The following is a 16,152-nucleotide window of genomic DNA, read 5'->3' on the forward strand; positions in this document are numbered from 1 at the left end:
ACAGTCAAGCGCGGGCCGGCGGCGGCACCCGGGGCGGGGCTCCGTTCGGGTCCGCCTCCTCGTCGTCGACCACCTTGGCCCCCGGCACCGGCCCGTGCGCCACCCGCACCGTGCGGCACACCCCGACGCCGGCCAGCTCGGCGGCCACCGAGAACGCCGCCTCCTGGTCCGCGCACAGGAACGCGCAGCTCGGCCCGGAGCCGGACACGATGCCGGCCAGCGCGCCGGCCTCCACCCCGGCGCGCAGGGTCCGGCGCAGCGTGGGCTCCAGGCTCACGGCGGCCGCCTGCAGGTCGTTGCCGAGCAGCAGCGCGAGCTGGCGCGGGTCGCCGGAGGCCAACGCCTCCAGCACCGGCTCCACCGCGCCCGCCCGTGGCGGGACGTTGGCCGACTTGGACGCCTCGCGCAGCCGATCCAGCTCGGCGAACGCGGCCGGCGTGGACAGGCCCCGGTGGTGCAGCGCGATCACCCAGTACTGGGTGTGCCGGGACAGCACCGGCACCAGCCGCTCGCCCCTCCCGGTGCCCAGCGCGGTGCCGCCGTGCAGCGCGAAGGTCACGTCGCTGCCCAGCTCGGCGGCCAGCGCGGCGAGCTGGTCGCGGGGCAGGTCGAGCTTCCACAGCGCGGACAGCCCGACCAGGGTGGCCGCGGCGTCCGCGCTGCCGCCGGCCATCCCGCCGGCCACCGGGATGCCCTTGCGCAGCACCACCCGCACGTCGGGTTCCTTGCCGGCCAGCTTCGCCACCGCGAGCACCGCCCGCCAGGCCAGGTTGCGCCCGTCGGCGGGCACCTCGCCGATGCCGTCCGGGTCGCCCTCCGGGCCGGTGCCCGGTGCGCCCTCGCCGAGCACCTCCACCCCGGGTTGGTCGGTCGCCGCCACCGTCACCTCGTCGAAGAGGCTGACCGCGTGGAACACGGTGACCAGGTCGTGGTAGCCGTCCTCGCGCTGGTCCCCGACGGCCAGATGGAGGTTCACCTTGGCGGGGACCCTCACGGTCACCGGGGGTGGGACGATGGCGAGCACGTCGATCACTGTACGTGCACGAGCGGACGGTCGGCCGTCGGTGGGCGCCGCAATCGGCGCGGATTCAGCCGGCGCGGGCGGCGGCGATGCGCGCGAAGTCGGCGACGTCGAGCCGTTCCGCCCTGGTCGCGGGGTCGACGCCGGCCGCGCGCAGCACCCGCTCGGCCTCCGACGGTGAACCGGCCCACCCCGCGAGCGCGCCGCGCAGCGCCTTGCGCCGTTGCGCGAACGCCGCGTCCACCACCGTGAACACCTCGGCGCGCTGGCTCTCCGGCGCGGGCGGCTCCCGGCGGTGCAGCGCGAGCAGCGCCGAGTCCACGCCCGGGACCGGCCAGAACACCGCCCTGGGCACCGACCCGGCCCGCCGCGCGCTCGCGTACCAGGCGAGCTTGACGCTCGGCACCCCGTACTCCCGACCGCCCGGCCCCGCCGCCAGCCGGTCCACCACCTCCGCCTGGATCATCACCAGCCCGTGCCGCAGCGACGGCAACGCCTCCAGCACGTGCAGCAACACCGGCACGCCCACGTTGTACGGCAGGTTCGCCACCAGCACCGTGGGCTCGCGCACGGGCGCCGGCAGCGCCTGCGCACGCAGCGTCATCGCGTCCGCCTCCAGCACGTGCAGCCGCCCGCCCAGCTCCGGCGCCCTCGCCGCGACGGTGTCCGGCAGCGCGCCGGCCAGCACCGGGTCGATCTCCACGGCGGCCAGCGCCTCGGCGTGCGGCAGCAGCGCGAGCGTCAACGATCCCAGCCCCGGCCCGATCTCCAACACCACGTCGTCCGGCCGGACCTCCGCCAGCCTGGCGATCCGCCGCACGGTGTTCGCGTCGTGCACGAAGTTCTGCCCGAGCCGCTTGGTCGGACGGATGCCCAGCCGTTCGGCCAGCGCCCGCACCTCGGCGGGCCCGAGCAGTTGCGCCGCTCCTGAGTACGGAGCGTGGCCGTTCACGGGCGGCGCGGCCGGGTTATCGCCCGCCGAGGCCGAGCTTGCGGGAGCACGCCGGCCACGCCCCGAACCCGCCGCGTGAGCTCCGGACCTTCTCCGCAACGGCTATCTGCTCCTCCCGGCTGGCCTGGTGCGGCAGCGGCGCGTACTTGTTGCCGCCGTTGGACCGCCAGGTCTGGGCGTCGAACTGCACGCCACCGTAGTAACCGTTGCCGGTGTTGGCCTTCCAGTTGCCGCCCGCCTCGCACTTGGCAAGCTTGTCCCACGACCCGCCGGCGGGCGCGGGCGGTGCCGTCATCTTCGGGTTGACGCCCACCCGCACGATGCGTGGCTTCGGGAGCTTGGCCACGCCGCCTCGGATCTTCTGCCGGCCGATCTCCTTGCCGTTGCGCACCAGCACCCGGTACACCGACGTCAGCTCGCCCGGCTCGCCAGGGTCCTTGACCTCCTTGGCGCCCCTGGCCAGGCCCGGGTCCGGCACCTCGAGCGTCGGCGGCGGCACCGCCCTGGTCAGGGACACCTCGCCGGAGCCGTTGCGGACGACCTGGATCCAGTCGCCGTCCTCGACGGCGGTGTCCGGTTCGGGCAGGGCCACGTCCTCCGGCCCGAGCGGCGCGCGCTGTTCGGCGAGCAGCGCGCGCACCGTGCCGGCCTTGGTGACCACCTGGCGCGGCGGTTTCGCGCCGTCCAGCAGCGTGACCGTCCGCTCCAGCTCCAGCCGCAGCGCCATCCCGTGCAGCGGGATCTGCTCGTCCGGGCCGGCGTCGACCTGGTTCGGGTGCGGGTCGACGCCCATCCTGGCGAGCGCGTCGCGCACCGAGCCGGCGGTGGTCCACACCTGCCGGCTGGACCCGTTCTCGACCAGGGTCAGCTCGCGCGCCCGGTTCAGGATGATGTGGTCGCCGTCCTCCAGGTCGGTGGCCCCGTCCGGCTCCAGCCGGTCCTTGGGGTGCACCGTGAGCCCGGCCGCCGTGACCGCGCCGAGCACGTCGGCGGCGTACGTGTGCACGGTCCGGTCCTTGCCGTCCACCGTGATCGTGACCGACTTGTCGAGACCAACGGCCAGCACGCCGGTCGCGGCCAGCGTCATCAGTGACGCCGCGACCAGCGCGAGGGCGAGGGCCCTTCGGTCCAAGCTATCGTCCAAACGTCGGGGACACGGTCACGGTCCGCATCTCGATCGACACCGACCGCACAGTCACGGGACGATAACGGGCCTCTATCCGACTCAACCGCCGTTCGCGCCATCGCTGCGCCGAACGGAACTATCACAACGACGAACCGCCTAGTTACGCTCTGAAGTTTTTACGGAGAGTGACGGTGGAGCGCTTCGTCGCGGCGTGGGCGCCGCTCAAATCCCGCTCGGAGCACGTCAAAGCGCATTTGTTGACGTCGCAACACCACTACGGAAAGTAGCCGTGACAGGTGTGAAGCCCGTGAGGTAGCGCTCCGCCGTCTACGACCGTGCCGTGACGTCCCAATCAGTGATCATCAGGTCACCACGGTTGCTATAACGGCCCGGAAACAACCGTGAGGGCCTGATGATCATGGACCTGGCGGCGCGGGCGGCGGCTCAGGGCTCGGGCGGCGGCGCGGGCGGGCGGCGCGAGGGGCGGCTCAGAGCGCTGGTGCGGCGAGGTTGAAGACGCGTTCGGCGTTGCGGCGGGCCGCGTCGGCCACGGCGTCCGGGTCGGCACCTCGGGCGGCGGCCAGCCCGCGCACCGTCCACGGCAGGCAGTACGGCTCGTTCGCCCGGCCCCGGTGCGGGTGCGGGGTGAGGAACGGGGCGTCCGTCTCCACCAGCAACAGCTCGGACGGCACCAGTGCGGCGGCCTCGCGCAGCGGCGCGGCGTTGCGGAAGGTGACGGTGCCGGCGAACGAGGTGTAGTAGCCGGCGTCCGCACAGGCCCGCGCCAGCGTGGCGTCACCGGAGAAGCAGTGGAAGATCACGCCGGCGTCCGGGGCGCCCTCGGAGCGCAGCACCGCCAGCACGTCGTCGTGGGCGTCCCGGTCGTGGATCATGACCGGTTTGGACAGCCGCTTGGCCAGGTCGATGTGCCAGGCGAACGCCTCGCGCTGTTCGTCGGGCGCGGCGCACCCCGGCATCCGCCCGGGCCAGTAGTGGTCCAGCCCGGTCTCCCCGACGGCCACCGCGCGCGGCGAGGCGGCCAGCTTCTCGATCTCCGCGCGCGCGGCGTCGTCCAACGCGTTCGCCCGGGTCGGATGCAGCGCAACGGCCGCGCTCACCCGCTCGTCCGCCTCGGCCGCCGTGAGAACCCACCGCGCGGAGTCCAGGTCGTCGGCCACGGTGACCGCCCGTACCACCCCCACCGCGGCGGCCCTGTCCATCGCCGCCCGCACGTCCTCGGCGGTGACGCATCCGCACGCATCCAGGTGCGTGTGCGAGTCGATCACCGCCGCCCCGAGTGGCTCCGGCGCCGGCGGCCGCTCCCGCCTCACGTCCCTACCCGTGAGTGGCTAGGGGTGCTATGGCGCCCATTACCACTCACGGGTTGATGGGCGCCCAGTCCGGGCCGGTCTCGCCGAGCGACGGGTCGAGCTTGGTGAACAGCGGCGTCGGCTTGGCCAGCGGGCGGCCGACCTCGATCGGCGTGGACGCCCAACTGGCCTGTTCGGCGGCGTAGTCGCCGGTCAGGACCGGGTAGTCCGGGCCGTCGCCGAGCTCGGGGACGGTGCGGATCTCGGGCTGCGCGGCCCACACCCCCGACCCGCCGAGCGCCTCGTGCACCTTCTGCGCGGCGTGCGGGAGGAACGGTGTGAGCAGCGTGTTCGCGTCCTGGACGACCTGCAGCGCGGTGTGCAGGATGGTGTCGCGGCGCTCCGGGTCGTCCTTGCGCTTCCACGGCTCCTGGTCGGAGATGTACTTGTTGGCCGCCGAGACCACCCGCAGCGCCTCGGTGATGGCCTGCTTGAACCGGCTGCGGGCGAGCAGCCCGCCGACGGTGTCGAAACCGGCCTTCGAGACCGCCAGCAGCTCGCGGTCGGCATCCACCGGCGCGGTCGGGCGCGGCACCGAGCCGACGTTCTTGTGCGCCATCGAGACGGACCTGTTGACCAGGTTGCCCCACTCGTTGGCCAGCTCGAAGTTGATCCTCCGGACGAACTCGTCCCAGGTGAAGTCCGTGTCCTGGTTCTCCGGCCCGGCCACCGAGATGAAGTAGCGCAGCGCGTCCGGCCCGTACTCGCGCAGGAAGTCGCCCACGTAGATCACGGTGCCCCGGGACGTGGAGAACTTCGAGCCGCTCATGGTCAGGAACTCCGACGAGACGATCTCGTCGGGCAGGTTCAGCGTGCCGAACGCGCCCGGCCGCCCGCCCCGGTCCCCGGCGCCGTTCTGGCCGAGCAGCAGCGCCGGCCAGATCACCGAGTGGAAGACGATGTTGTCCTTGCCCATGAAGTAGAAGCCGGTGGCCTCCGGATCGCACCACCACTGCTTCCAGGCGTCCGCGTCCGCGCCGTAGCGCCGCGCCCACTCCACCGACGCGGACAGGTAGCCGATCACCGCGTCGAACCAGACGTAGAGCCGCTTCATCGGCAGGTCGCGCCAGCCGTCCAGCGGGATCGGCACGCCCCAGTCCAGGTCGCGGGTGATCGGGCGCGGCTTGAGGTCGTCGAGCAGGTTCATGGAGAACTTCAGGACGTTCGGCCGCCAGTCCGTGCGCTTGGACAGCCAGGAGCCGAGCGACTCGGCGAACGCCGGCAGGTCGAGGAAGAAGTGCTCGGTCTCGACGAACTCCGGCGTCTCACCGTTGATCTTGGAGCGCGGGTTGATCAGGTCGGCGGGGTCGAGCTGGTTGCCGCAGTTGTCGCACTGGTCGCCGCGCGCGCCCTCGTACCCGCAGATCGGGCAGGTGCCCTCGATGTAGCGGTCCGGCAGGGTGCGGCCGGTGGACGGGCTGACCGCGCCCATCGCGGTCTTCGCCACCACGTACCCGTTGCGGTGCAGCGCGAGGAACAGCTCCTGCACCACCTCGTAGTGGGTGGCCGTGGTGGTGCGGGTGAACAGGTCGTAGGACAGCCCGAGCCCCTGCAGGTCCTCGACGATCACGCGGTTGTACTTGTCCGCGAGCGCGCGCGGGGTGACGCCCTCCGCGTCGGCCTGCACCTGGATCGGCGTGCCGTGCTCGTCCGTACCCGAGACCATGAGCACCCGGTTGCCCGCCATCCGCTGGTAGCGGGAGAAGACGTCGGAGGGCACACCGAAACCGGAAACATGGCCGATGTGCCTCGGCCCGTTGGCGTATGGCCACGCCACGGCTGTCAGCACGCGGGAACTCATACGTACCAGCCTATTCGTACCCCGCCACCGCCTTTCCGCGCGCCCGCCCCGAGCCGGGGCACGGTGACCACCGCACCCCGGCCGGGCGGCTGGCTCAGGAGCCCTCGAGCGAGCCGGCCAGGGCGAACGCCGCACCGAACGGGTCGGTCACGAACGCCATCCGTCCGTACGGGGTGTCGGTGGGGGCCTGCTGCACGCTGCCGCCGCCGCGCTCGACGGCCGCCACCGCGGCGTCCACGTCGGCCACGGAGAAGTACGCCACCCAGTGGCTCGGGGTGCCGTCCGGGGCGCCCATCATGCCGCCCAGGCCGCCGGCGATCTCGCCGTTGACCTTGAAGAGCCCGTAGTCGGGCGGGGCGTCCGGGATCGGCTCGTAGGTGTAGCCGAACACCGCGGTGTAGAACCGCTTGCCGGCCTCCGGGTCGGTGAGCCTGGCGTCCTCCCAGGCCAGCGAGCCGGGCTCGTTGGCGATGTTCGCGCCGATCGCCGCCTTGGCCTGCCAGACACCGAACGCCCCGCCGGTGTTGTCCAGCGCGACCAGGATCCGGCCCTGGTCGCCGATGTCGAACGGCTCGACGATGACGGTGCCGCCGTTCTCGGCGACCAGCTTCGCGGTGGCGTCGGCGTCGTCGGAGGCCAGGAACACCGTCCAGGCGACCGGCTGGCCCGGCTGCTGCAGCGGGCCGATCGCGGCGGCGACCCGGTCGCCGACCTGGCACATGTGGTAGTGCCCGTACTCCGCACCGGTGTCGGTGAACGTCCAGCCCATGACGGGGCCGTAGAACTCGGTGGCCGCCTTGACGTCGGGTACCGAGAGGTCGACCCAGCACGGCGTGCCGGCGGGCCATGGGGTGTCGCGGGTGGGCATAGCGCGCTCCGTTCCATCTGTTCGGGACTGTCTGTTCGGGACTGCGGGCGGCCATCAAAGCACCGGCCACCGACAGGACGCGTCCGCCAAACGACCGACGCCGGCGGGAAGCTGAGGGCGGGTGCGCGCGTTGTCCAAGAGCGTGCCCCGATTCGACATTCCGTTGTCAGTGCTCGACCTCGCCCCGATCGGCGCCGGCTCGGACGCCGGTACCGCGCTGACCAGCACCGTCAAGCTGGCCAAGGACACCGAGCGGCTGGGCTACCACCGGTTCTGGGTGGCCGAGCACCACAACATGCCGGGCATCGCCAGCTCCGCGCCGGCCGTGCTGCTGGCGCACCTGGCCACCGCGACGAGCACCATCCGGGTCGGGTCCGGCGGCGTGATGCTGCCCAACCATCCGCCGCTGGTGGTGGCCGAGCAGTTCGGCATGCTGGAGGCGCTGCACCCCGGCCGCGTCGACCTCGGCATCGGCCGCGCCCCCGGCACCGACCCGGTCACCGCGCAGGCGTTGCGGCGCGCGGCGAACCCGCTGTCCGCCGAGGAGTTCCCCGAGCAGCTCACCGAGCTGATGCGCTACTTCGCCGAGCCCAGCGAGCGGGGCGTGACGGCGGTGCCCGGCCTCGGCGACCCGCCGGACGTCTGGCTGCTCGGCTCCAGCGGCTACAGCGCCCAGGTGGCCGGGCTGCTCGGGCTGCCGTTCGCGTTCGCGCACCACTTCAGCGCGGCCAACACGCTGCCCGCGCTGGCCCTGTACCGGGAGCGGTTCCGCCCGTCCGCGCGGCTGAAGGAGCCGTACGCGCTGGTCTGCGCGGCGGTGGTGGCGGCGGAGGACGACGAGCGGGCGCGCTGGCTGGCCGGCCCGGGGGCGCTGTCGTTCCTGCGGCTGCGCCAGGGCAACCCCGGCCGGGTGCCCACCCCGGAGGAGGCCGCCGCGTACCCGTACTCCGACATCGAGAAGAGCTTCGTGGCCGACCGCCAGTCCAGCCAGATCATCGGCGGCCCGGACACCGTGCTCAAGGGCATCTCCGAGCTGCTCGAACAGACCCGGGCGGACGAGCTGATGATCACCACCATGGTGCACGGCCCCGCCGACCGGCTGCGCAGCTACGAGCTGGTGGCGGAGCTGGCCGAGCTGTCGGGACCGCCGGCCGAGACGCTCGCCGAGTAGAGCTCGCGCTTCGACACCCCGGTCCCGGCGGCCACCGCGCTGACCGCGTCCTTGAGCCGCTCGCCGCCGTCCACCCGGGCACGCACCGAGGCGACCAGCTCGTCCATCGGCACCGACCCGGGGGCCGCGCCGCCGAGCACCACGGTGATCTCGCCGAGCACCTCGTTGTCGGACGCCCACGCCGCCAGCTCACCCAGCGGGCCGCGCAGCACCTGCTCGTGGGTCTTGGTCAGCTCGCGGCACACGGCGGCCGGGCGCCGCGCCCCGAGCACCGACACCGCATCGGCCAGCGTGGCGGCCAGCCGGCGCGGCGACTCGAAGAACACCGCCGTGCGCGGCTCGCGCTCCAGCGCGGACAGCCACCGCCGTCGCTCGCCCGGCCGGCGCGGCGCGAACCCCTCGAAGCAGAACCTGTCGCACGGCAGCCCGGAGACGGCGAGCGCGGTGGTCACCGCCGACGGCCCCGGCAGGCAACTGACCGCCAGCCCCGCCGCCACGCACGCACTGACCAGCCGAAACCCGGGGTCGGAGACGGACGGCATGCCCGCGTCCGTGACCACCAGGACGGTCTGCCCCTCCCGCACCGCCGCGACCAGCGCCGGCGTCCGCGCCACCTCCACCGCGTCGTAGTGGCTGACCACCCGCCCTCGGATGTCCACCCCGAGCGCGGCGGCCAGCCGGCGCAGCCTGCGGGTGTCCTCGGCGGCGATCACGTCCGCGCCGCCCAGCGCCTCGACCAGCCGGGCTGACGCGTCGCCGGGGTGGCCCAGCGGCGTGGCGGCCAGCACCAGCCGTCCCTCGCCAACCCCGTCCGTCACGGCGGCCAGCGTAAGTCACGGCGTGAGCACGACCCTGCCGAACACCTCGCCGGCGTCCATCTTCCGGTGCGCCAGCGCCGCCCGTTCCAACGGCAACACCTCGTGCACCACCGAACGCAGCTCGCCTCGGGCGGTCGCGGCGAACTGCTCGGTCCGCACCGCGCGTTGATCGGACGCGGCCACCGTGTCGGCGCTGAAGGTGGCGAACGACAGCGACCGGCGGAACGCCGCGAGCATCGCCGCGCCGAAGTCCGCCGGAGGAAGACCGCCGACCACCCCGACCGCCACCATGCGCCCGTTCGGGTTGAGCTTGCCGAAGAACGACGGCAGGTCCGCGCCGGCCACCACATCGATGATCACGTCGTACCCCGAACCGCCTTCGCCGGACCGGCCCAGCACGTGGGTCGCCCCAAGCGCACGCAGCCGCTCGCCCCGCTCGGCCGAGGACGTCGTGACCGCCACCGCGCCGGCACCGCCAAGGGCCGCAAGCTGCACCGTCATGATCCCGATGCTGCCCGCCGCGCCCCGCACCAGCACCGACTCGCCGGGTTCGAAGTGGGCATGCGAAAGGCCGAAGCGCGCCACCACCCCGGAGCCGCCGACCGTCACCGCGTCGACCGCCGACAGGCCCTCGGGAAGCGGGACGACCTCCCCCACCGCCGCGACGGCATGCTCGACATACCCGCCGCCCAGCCCGGTGAACGCCCACACCCGCCGCCCGACCCACGACGCGTCCACCCCGTCACCGACCGCGGTCACCCTCCCCGCCACCTCGCTACCGAGAATGTGCCCTTCCCGGAATCCATTGGCGCCGAGCGTGCCGCGCCGGATCACGGCGTCGACGCCGCCCACGCCGACCGCCTCGACCCCGACCAGCACCTGCCCATCCCCCGGAGCCGGGGTCGGGAGATCGATGACCGCCATGCCGTCAGGACTTCCGAACGCCCGGATCGCAACCGCCTTCATGCCTTCGGACGTTATACGGACGCCCCCGTCCAGTTAGCTAAAGTGAGAGCGGTGACGGACCGTTTGCCTCGTTCCGATGCCCGGGAGAACCGCGAACGCATCCTCGACGCCGCCCGCGCGGTGTTCGCCGCCGACGGCCTGAACGTGCCGATGCGGGAGATCGCCCGCCGCGCCGGGGTCGGGCCGGCCACCCTCTACCGCCACTTCCCGACCAAGGAGGCGCTGGCCACCGAGGCGTTCGCCGACCAGATGCGCGCCTGCCAGGCCGTCGTCGAGGACGGGCTCGCCGACCCGGATCCGTGGCGCGGCTTCCGCCTGGTGATCGAGAAGATCTGCGAGCTGCACGCCCGCGACCGGGGCTTCACCTCGGCGTTCATCTCGACCTTCCCCCGCGCGATGGACTTCGCCGCGAGCCGCGAGCACGCGCTCAGGTCGGTCGCCGAGCTGGCCCGCCGCGCCAAACAGACCGGCCGGCTGCGCGCCGACTTCGTCCTGGACGACCTGATCCTGATGTTCATGGCCAACGGCGGCATCCAGGCCGTCTCACCGGCCGCCCGGGTCGCGGCGTCCCGGCGCTTCGCCGCGCTCGCGATCCAGGCGTTCCAGGCCTCTCCGGCGCACTCGCCGCTACCGCCGGTGGCCCGGTTGGCCGTCGCGGCACTTCCATGATGTGACCGCGTCGCACGGTGTGGCGGCGGTCGAGGCGGCCGACGCCCCCTACGATCGGTCGGCGTGGTGAGCCAGCTCGAGTCGGTGCGCACCTCCCGGCCGGGCTGGCGGGGCGTTCGCTCCGGCCTGTTACCCCTCGGCCGGTGGCCGGCGCCCCGGATCCCCGGCACCCCTCCGACCGGTCCCGAGCGCGAATGGCTGCTGCGCCGGCCGATGCCGACGGACCGGCTGCCCAGCTGGCTGCTGGCGATCATGCTCGCGTTCATCGGCGGGATCCTGCGGTTCTACCGGCTGGGGTACCCGACCGACGACGGCACGCCGGTGTTCGACGAGAAGCACTACGTGCCGCAGGCGTGGCAGATGTTGCGCAACGGCGGGGTGGAGGACAACCCGGGCTACGAGCTGGTGGTGCACCCGCCGCTGGCCAAGCAGCTGATCGCGGTCGGCGAGTGGCTGGTCGGCTACGACGGGGTGGGCTGGCGGCTGTCGGCGGCGGTGATCGGCACGCTGTGCATCCTGCTGCTGGTCCGGATCGTGCGCCGGATGACCCGCTCCACCCTGTGCGGGGTGCTGGCCGGGGTCCTGCTGATCTGCGACGGGGTCAGCTTCGTCTCGTCCCGCATGGGCATGCTCGACATCTTCCTGACCTTCTTCGTGCTGGCCTCGTTCGGCGCGCTGGTGGTCGACCGCGACGACGTGCGCGCCCGGCTGGCCGACGTGGTGGCCCAGGGACGCGTCAGCGAGTCCCCGTACGGACCGAGGCTGGGCATGCGCTGGTGGCGTTTCGGCGCCGGGGTGCTGCTCGGCATGGCGTGCGCCGTCAAGTGGTCGGGCGTGTACTGGGTGATCGCGTTCGGGCTGCTCTGCGTGGCCTGGGACGTCGCGGCCCGGCGCGCGGCCGGGGTGCGCAGGCCGTGGGTCGGGGCGTTGGTACGTGACGTCGGCCCTGGGCTGTGGGCGCTGGTGGCGGTGCCGGTGCTGCTGTACCTGGCCAGTTGGTGGGCCTGGTTCGCCAGCGAGACCGGCACCGACCGGTACCAGGTGGGCCGGGGCATCGGCACCGACGGCCCGTTCGCGTTCGTGCCCGACGCGCTGCGCTCGCTGTGGTACTACAGCGGGCATGTGCTGTCCTTCCACGAAGGCCTGCACACCAACAAGGCCGACCCGCATCCCTGGGAGTCCAAGCCCTGGACCTGGCCGATGGGCCTGCGCCCGATGCTGTACTACTACTCCGGCGCCGCCCAGGGCTGCAACGCCGCCCAGTGCATCAGCGCCACCATGCTGATCGGCACCCCGGCGCTGTGGTGGCTCAGCCCGGCGGCGCTCGGGTGGGCGGTGTGGCGCTCGCTGACCAGGTTCGACTGGCGCTACGCCGGCGCGCTGGTCGGCTATCTGGCCGGCTACCTGCCCTGGTTCGTCGAGCTGGACCGGCAGATGTACTACTTCTACGCCACCCCGATGGCCCCGTTCCTGATCATCGCGATCACGCTCGGGCTGGCCGAGATCCTGGGGCCGGCTCGCGCCGGACCGGAGCGGCGGGCCACCGGGCTACTCGTCGTCTCGCTCTATGTGGGCCTGGCGGTGGCGAACTTCGCCTGGCTCTGGCCGGTCATGGTCGGCGACCCCATCACGCCGAGCCACTGGGACGCCGAGATGTGGCTGCCCTCGTGGCGGTAATTCGTAGCGAGCCGTAGCGACTGCCGCGCTAGGCTGGGTGTGTGGCCAGACACATCACCCAGCGCGAGCTGCGCAACGATACGCCCGCGATCATGCGGGCGATCGAAGACGGCGAGAGCTTCGTGCTCACCCGCAACGGCACGCCGATCGCCGACCTGATCCCGCATGCCCGGCCGGCCAAGACCCGCCGCGCTACCGGCAGGGACATCATGGAGGCGGCAGCCCAGCTTCCGAAGATCGATGTCGAGCAGTTCTGGGCCGACCTCGAAAGCGTCGTCGACTACGACCCCCTCCGAGGCCCGGGCGAACCCGAGCGGACTGACGACAACCGATGACGCGGTACGTGTTGGACACCTCCGCCGTGATCGATTTGCCTGCGGCTGGTCTCAACGAGAGCGATGAGTACCTGGTCAGCTCGATCACCGTGGCCGAGCTCAACGCCGGAGTCCACAAAACACCCGACCCGATCGAGCGGGCGATCCGCGTCGACCGCCTCCTCTGGCTGGCCGAAGCGCTCGACGTACTCCCCTTCACGGAGTCCGCCGCGCGGATGTACGGCCAGCTCACGGCGCTGATGCTCGCGGCGGGCCGGAACCCTCGCCCCCGCCGCCTGGACCTGCTCATCGCCTCGGTCGCCGCCACCCATCAGGTCCCGCTCGTGACACGCAACGCCAAGGACTTCACCGGCCTCGCGCCGCTGCTCGAGGTGGTCGACCTGAACGGCTAGCCGACCGGGTGGCCGTACATCTCGCCCAGCGGGTCGGCGATCAGCTCGATGCGCGCGCCGTCCGGGTCCCGCAGGTAGATCGACGAGCCGCTCTCCTCCTGGTACGGCACCCCTTCGGCGTCCAGCCGGCTCCTGGCGGCGTCCCAGTTCTCCCTGGTGACGGAGATGGCCAGGTGGTGCAGCCCGCCGAGTACCTCGGCGTACTCGCCGGGGTCCACCCCCGGCAGGTCGAAGAACGCCAGCGCGTTGCCGTGGCCGACGTCGAAGAAGAAGTGCGTCGACCCGGGCAGGTCCCGGTTCTCGAACATCTCGATCAGCGGGAAGCCCAGCACGTTCTGGTAGAACTCCACGGTCCGGGTGACGTCACCGCTGATCAGCGCGGTGTGGTGGATGCCGCGCGCGGCGGTGGCCGGGCGCTGCTCACGCGGGGCCAGGTAGGTGTCCCGAACGCGGTCCCGCTCGGTGGACAGCCGGGCGCGCTCGTCTTCCGACACGGTCATGATCGGACCTCCAAGGGGGTTGGACGCCCCTCAGTCTGCTCCCTTGAGGTCCTTGCCGTACGTCTGGCGGCCGCCCGGCCACGGATCAGGTGACAGGCCGGGGATGAGCCGGTACCCGAACACCTCGTACAGCGCCTTCGCGGCGGGCTGCGCGTCGCCGAGGTGCAGCACCACCCGCTCGTAGTCGTCGTCCCAGGCGCGCTCCTCCAGCTCCCTGAGCAGCGCCCGGCCCAGGCCGGACCCCCGGGAGCCGGGACGCACGTACATACGGACGATCTCCGCGGTCGACCCGGTGGGGTCGTGGGGGAACATCCGGTACCCGCCGGACGCGGACGGTTGCCCGTTCAGGTAGGCCACCACGAAGGTCCCCCGGTTCTGGGCCTCCAGCTCGTCGCCGGGCGGGGCCTCCAGGTCGGGGTGACCGGGCAGCTCCGCCCGGGCCGCATCGGCCGCGGCCGCGAGCAGCCCGGCGTGTGCGTCGCCGTAGTCGACCGCCCGGAACTCGATTTCCGTGCGGTCCGACCTTCCTGTCACTGTCATGGCATATCAGAGATCGAACTACCTCGCCGCGCGAACCCAGCAAAAAACCGAACGTGATTAAAGACACCCGCTTGTTAACGGCATAGTAACCTACGTCCGACCTGGTCAGGCACGGTGGGGTTCCGACCCGATCACATGCTGGTGACGGGGCGCTTGGGGACCGTGATCGGCGGTTCGATCAGCTCCGGCGCGGGCTCGACGCCGCCCGCCGGCCGGTACCAGCGGCGGTCGCCGGGGTCGCCGCCGGTGAACGTCCAGCGCACCGCCCGCTCGACCTTCACCGGGAAGATGGTCAGGGCGCCGTCGGCGTCGATGCGCAGCCGCAGGAAGCACTTGAAGTCCTGGATGGCCTGCGCGGAGTACAGCTCGGTGGTGTTCACCCCGATCGGCCCGACCCGGTCGGCGAGGACCAGGTACAGCGCCACCACCGCCGGCCCGACCAGCCCGCCGACCACGCCGGCCCCGATCGGTATCGCCGCCGCGCTGCCCAGCGCCGCCCAGCCGAGCACGTCCGCGCCCAGCTCGACGCCGGCCACGGTGGCCACGACGAGCACCAGGTGCGCCAGCAGGTGCGCCCCGGACACCGCTCGCCGCCGCGCGGCGTTCTGTTTTCGGCTCAGCCCGGTGAACGCGGCCAGCCCCGCCCACACCGCCGCCACCAGCACGACCGCCAGCACCAGGTCCGAGACGCTGGTCGCCCACCAGCGGTCGCCGGCCAGGTACGGGAACGCCCGACCCAGCGCCACCCCGAGCAGCAGGTAGACCGCCGCCGGGACGGCCCAGAACCCCGGGTTGCGGTAGATCGACCCGAACACGCCCCAGCGCAGCCGCCGCGACGTCGCCTTGCTCGGGTAGCACCGCTCCAGCCGGTAGGTCACCGGCGCGCGCTTGTTCACGTCGTGCGACTCCGCCGGCGGCAGCCGCACCTCGTTGGGCAGGTGGTGGGTGCCGAACAGGAACGCCCCGCCGCCGCCCGCCGTGATCTTCTGCTGGGCCGCCTCGTCGGTGCCCCGGTAGCGCGAGTAGTGGTGGTAGTCGCCGGACAGCGAGACCCGCAGCATGTCCCGGTTCGGGATCACCGTGCGCTCGAAGAACTCCATCGGCGCGTAGCCCTCCGGGTTCTCCGGCCCGGACTCCACCCAGGACGGCATCGCCCAGCACAGGATGATCGCGTCGTCCGGGCGGAGCTGCTCGGCGATGCCCCGGAAGTAGTCGAGCTGCGGCTCGTCGATGTCCGTGCCGAGCTGGATGTCGATGCCCCACAGCCACCAGCCACCTGGCAGCTTCACCGCGAAGTAGCTGCGGGCCTGCACGGTCTTCCAGCCGCCGATCCAGCGGCCCTGGCAGAACTGCTTGAGGAAGCTGGTCAGCCCGTCGTACCAGTCATGGTTGCCGGGCAGCGCGACGAGCTTCCTGGGCCGGTCGGTCCACGGCAGCATCATTCGGTACGGCCCGACCAGGCGGTCGGTGTAGTTCGCCCGCGACGCCACCGGATAGCACTCGTCGCCGCCCATGACCAGCAGCTCGCCGGCCTTCGTGGGGTACTCGTGCCCGCCGTGCCGCAGCTCCAGCTCGTCGGCCGCGAGCTGGCTGGCCACCGTGGCGGTGGCGTCGAACCCGTCGCCGACGTCGGCCACGTAGTCCAGCCAGAACTCGCCATCCGCCGCGCCCGTGCCCGCCGGCCCGGACAGGTCGAGCGCGCCCGCTGGCTCGATGCTCTGCAGCTCACGGCGGTCGGTGAAGGCGCCGAACAACGTCGACACCGCTACCTGCGCCCCCGTCCGTACCAACATCCCCGGCGCCAGCCAGCGCACCCGCGAGCGCGGCGTGAACCCGAGCGCGGCCGGGTCCTCGGTCTCCGGCCTGGTCGGCATGTTTCCTTCCAGCGACGGTCGTGACATGCCTAGATCATGGTCCGTACCCACCCGACACGCCCGGCACGGCAC

Annotated in this window: 16 protein-coding genes; 5 read left to right on the top strand and 11 right to left on the bottom strand. The window is 72.6% G+C overall.

All coding sequences use genetic code 11. The features are described from left to right. Positions 1-4: 4 nt before the first annotated feature. The 6 genes from N912_RS0139875 to N912_RS0139900 form a co-directional block, all read right to left on the bottom strand. Entirely contained in the window at positions 5-1,015 is a 1,011-nt protein-coding gene (locus tag N912_RS0139875) for a 4-(cytidine 5'-diphospho)-2-C-methyl-D-erythritol kinase (protein WP_211261565.1), read from the bottom strand. Positions 1,016-1,088: 73 nt separating this feature from the next. Continuing rightward, positions 1,089-1,973 carry a 16S rRNA (adenine(1518)-N(6)/adenine(1519)-N(6))-dimethyltransferase RsmA gene (rsmA, locus tag N912_RS0139880; protein WP_064745523.1) on the bottom strand — a complete coding sequence of 295 codons (885 nt, stop codon included), beginning with the start codon at positions 1,971-1,973 and terminating at the stop codon, positions 1,089-1,091. A 16-nt stretch (positions 1,974-1,989) separates the two neighbouring features. Next, positions 1,990-3,105, bottom strand: a complete 1,116-nt coding sequence (locus N912_RS66625; RefSeq protein WP_051581449.1) for a resuscitation-promoting factor — start codon at positions 3,103-3,105, stop codon at positions 1,990-1,992. A 482-nt stretch (positions 3,106-3,587) separates the two neighbouring features. Beyond that, positions 3,588-4,430 (bottom strand): TatD family hydrolase, encoded by an 843-nt coding sequence (locus tag N912_RS0139890; protein WP_028926833.1) that lies wholly within the window; start codon positions 4,428-4,430, stop codon positions 3,588-3,590. A 46-nt stretch (positions 4,431-4,476) separates the two neighbouring features. Beyond that, complete coding sequence (gene metG, locus N912_RS0139895) at positions 4,477-6,270, bottom strand: methionine--tRNA ligase (protein ID WP_028926834.1); 1,794 nt, start codon at positions 6,268-6,270, stop codon at positions 4,477-4,479. Positions 6,271-6,364: 94 nt separating this feature from the next. After that, on the bottom strand, positions 6,365-7,138 hold the full coding sequence (locus N912_RS0139900; RefSeq protein WP_028926835.1) for a VOC family protein: 774 nt from the start codon (positions 7,136-7,138) through the stop codon (positions 6,365-6,367). Positions 7,139-7,268: 130 nt separating this feature from the next. Here N912_RS0139900 and N912_RS57585 point away from each other — a divergent pair, with 130 nt between their 5' ends. After that, on the top strand, positions 7,269-8,309 hold the full coding sequence (locus tag N912_RS57585; RefSeq protein WP_084211664.1) for an LLM class flavin-dependent oxidoreductase: 1,041 nt from the start codon (positions 7,269-7,271) through the stop codon (positions 8,307-8,309). Here N912_RS57585 and rsmI read toward each other — a convergent pair. Next, a complete protein-coding gene (rsmI, locus tag N912_RS57590) occupies positions 8,246-9,127 on the bottom strand; it encodes a 16S rRNA (cytidine(1402)-2'-O)-methyltransferase (protein ID WP_051581450.1) in 882 nt (293 codons plus the stop codon). The genes N912_RS57585 and rsmI overlap by 64 nt on opposite strands. 15 nt (positions 9,128-9,142) lie before the next feature. After that, a complete protein-coding gene (locus tag N912_RS0139915) occupies positions 9,143-10,093 on the bottom strand; it encodes a zinc-binding dehydrogenase (RefSeq protein WP_028926836.1) in 951 nt (316 codons plus the stop codon). A gap of 51 nt (positions 10,094-10,144) precedes the next feature. Here N912_RS0139915 and N912_RS0139920 point away from each other — a divergent pair, with 51 nt between their 5' ends. The 4 genes from N912_RS0139920 to N912_RS0139935 all read left to right on the top strand — a co-directional run bounded on the left by N912_RS0139920 (position 10,145) and on the right by N912_RS0139935 (position 13,166). Next, positions 10,145-10,762: a TetR/AcrR family transcriptional regulator gene (locus N912_RS0139920; RefSeq protein ID WP_028926837.1), complete on the top strand. Its 618-nt coding sequence runs from the start codon at positions 10,145-10,147 to the stop codon at positions 10,760-10,762. 126 nt (positions 10,763-10,888) lie between these two features. Then, positions 10,889-12,439 (top strand): dolichyl-phosphate-mannose--protein mannosyltransferase, encoded by a 1,551-nt coding sequence (locus N912_RS0139925; RefSeq protein WP_028926838.1) that lies wholly within the window; start codon positions 10,889-10,891, stop codon positions 12,437-12,439. Between the two features lie 41 nt (positions 12,440-12,480). After that, positions 12,481-12,774, top strand: a complete 294-nt coding sequence (locus N912_RS0139930; protein ID WP_028926839.1) for a type II toxin-antitoxin system Phd/YefM family antitoxin — start codon at positions 12,481-12,483, stop codon at positions 12,772-12,774. A gap of 8 nt (positions 12,775-12,782) precedes the next feature. Further along, entirely contained in the window at positions 12,783-13,166 is a 384-nt protein-coding gene (locus N912_RS0139935; protein ID WP_245645767.1) for a type II toxin-antitoxin system VapC family toxin, read from the top strand. On the opposite strand, the gene N912_RS0139940 is transcribed toward N912_RS0139935, so the two are convergent. The 3 genes from N912_RS0139940 to N912_RS0139950 all read right to left on the bottom strand — a co-directional run bounded on the left by N912_RS0139940 (position 13,163) and on the right by N912_RS0139950 (position 16,107). Further along, complete coding sequence (locus N912_RS0139940) at positions 13,163-13,666, bottom strand: VOC family protein (RefSeq protein WP_028926841.1); 504 nt, start codon at positions 13,664-13,666, stop codon at positions 13,163-13,165. The genes N912_RS0139935 and N912_RS0139940 overlap by 4 nt on opposite strands. Before the next feature lie 30 nt (positions 13,667-13,696). Continuing rightward, positions 13,697-14,200: a GNAT family N-acetyltransferase gene (locus tag N912_RS61150; RefSeq protein ID WP_051581451.1), complete on the bottom strand. Its 504-nt coding sequence runs from the start codon at positions 14,198-14,200 to the stop codon at positions 13,697-13,699. Between the two features lie 137 nt (positions 14,201-14,337). Further along, positions 14,338-16,107 (bottom strand): metallophosphoesterase, encoded by a 1,770-nt coding sequence (locus tag N912_RS0139950; protein WP_028926842.1) that lies wholly within the window; start codon positions 16,105-16,107, stop codon positions 14,338-14,340. Positions 16,108-16,152: the final 45 nt, after the last annotated feature.

This window comes from Actinospineispora acaciae DSM 45401 (genome assembly GCF_000620785.1).
Taxonomy (GTDB): Bacteria; Actinomycetota; Actinomycetes; order Mycobacteriales; family Pseudonocardiaceae; genus Pseudonocardia; species Pseudonocardia acaciae.

Excerpts from the sequence above, each read along its gene's own strand:
- metG (WP_028926834.1), bottom strand. The coding sequence starts at position 6,270 with ATGAGTTCCCGCGTGCTGACAGCCGTGGCGTGGCCATACGCCAACGGG.
- N912_RS0139915 (WP_028926836.1), bottom strand. The coding sequence starts at position 10,093 with ATGAAGGCGGTTGCGATCCGGGCGTTCGGAAGTCCTGACGGCATGGCG.
- N912_RS0139950 (WP_028926842.1), bottom strand. The coding sequence starts at position 16,107 with ATGTCACGACCGTCGCTGGAAGGAAACATGCCGACCAGGCCGGAGACC.
- N912_RS0139940 (WP_028926841.1), bottom strand. The coding sequence starts at position 13,666 with ATGACCGTGTCGGAAGACGAGCGCGCCCGGCTGTCCACCGAGCGGGAC.
- N912_RS0139900 (WP_028926835.1), bottom strand. The coding sequence starts at position 7,138 with ATGCCCACCCGCGACACCCCATGGCCCGCCGGCACGCCGTGCTGGGTC.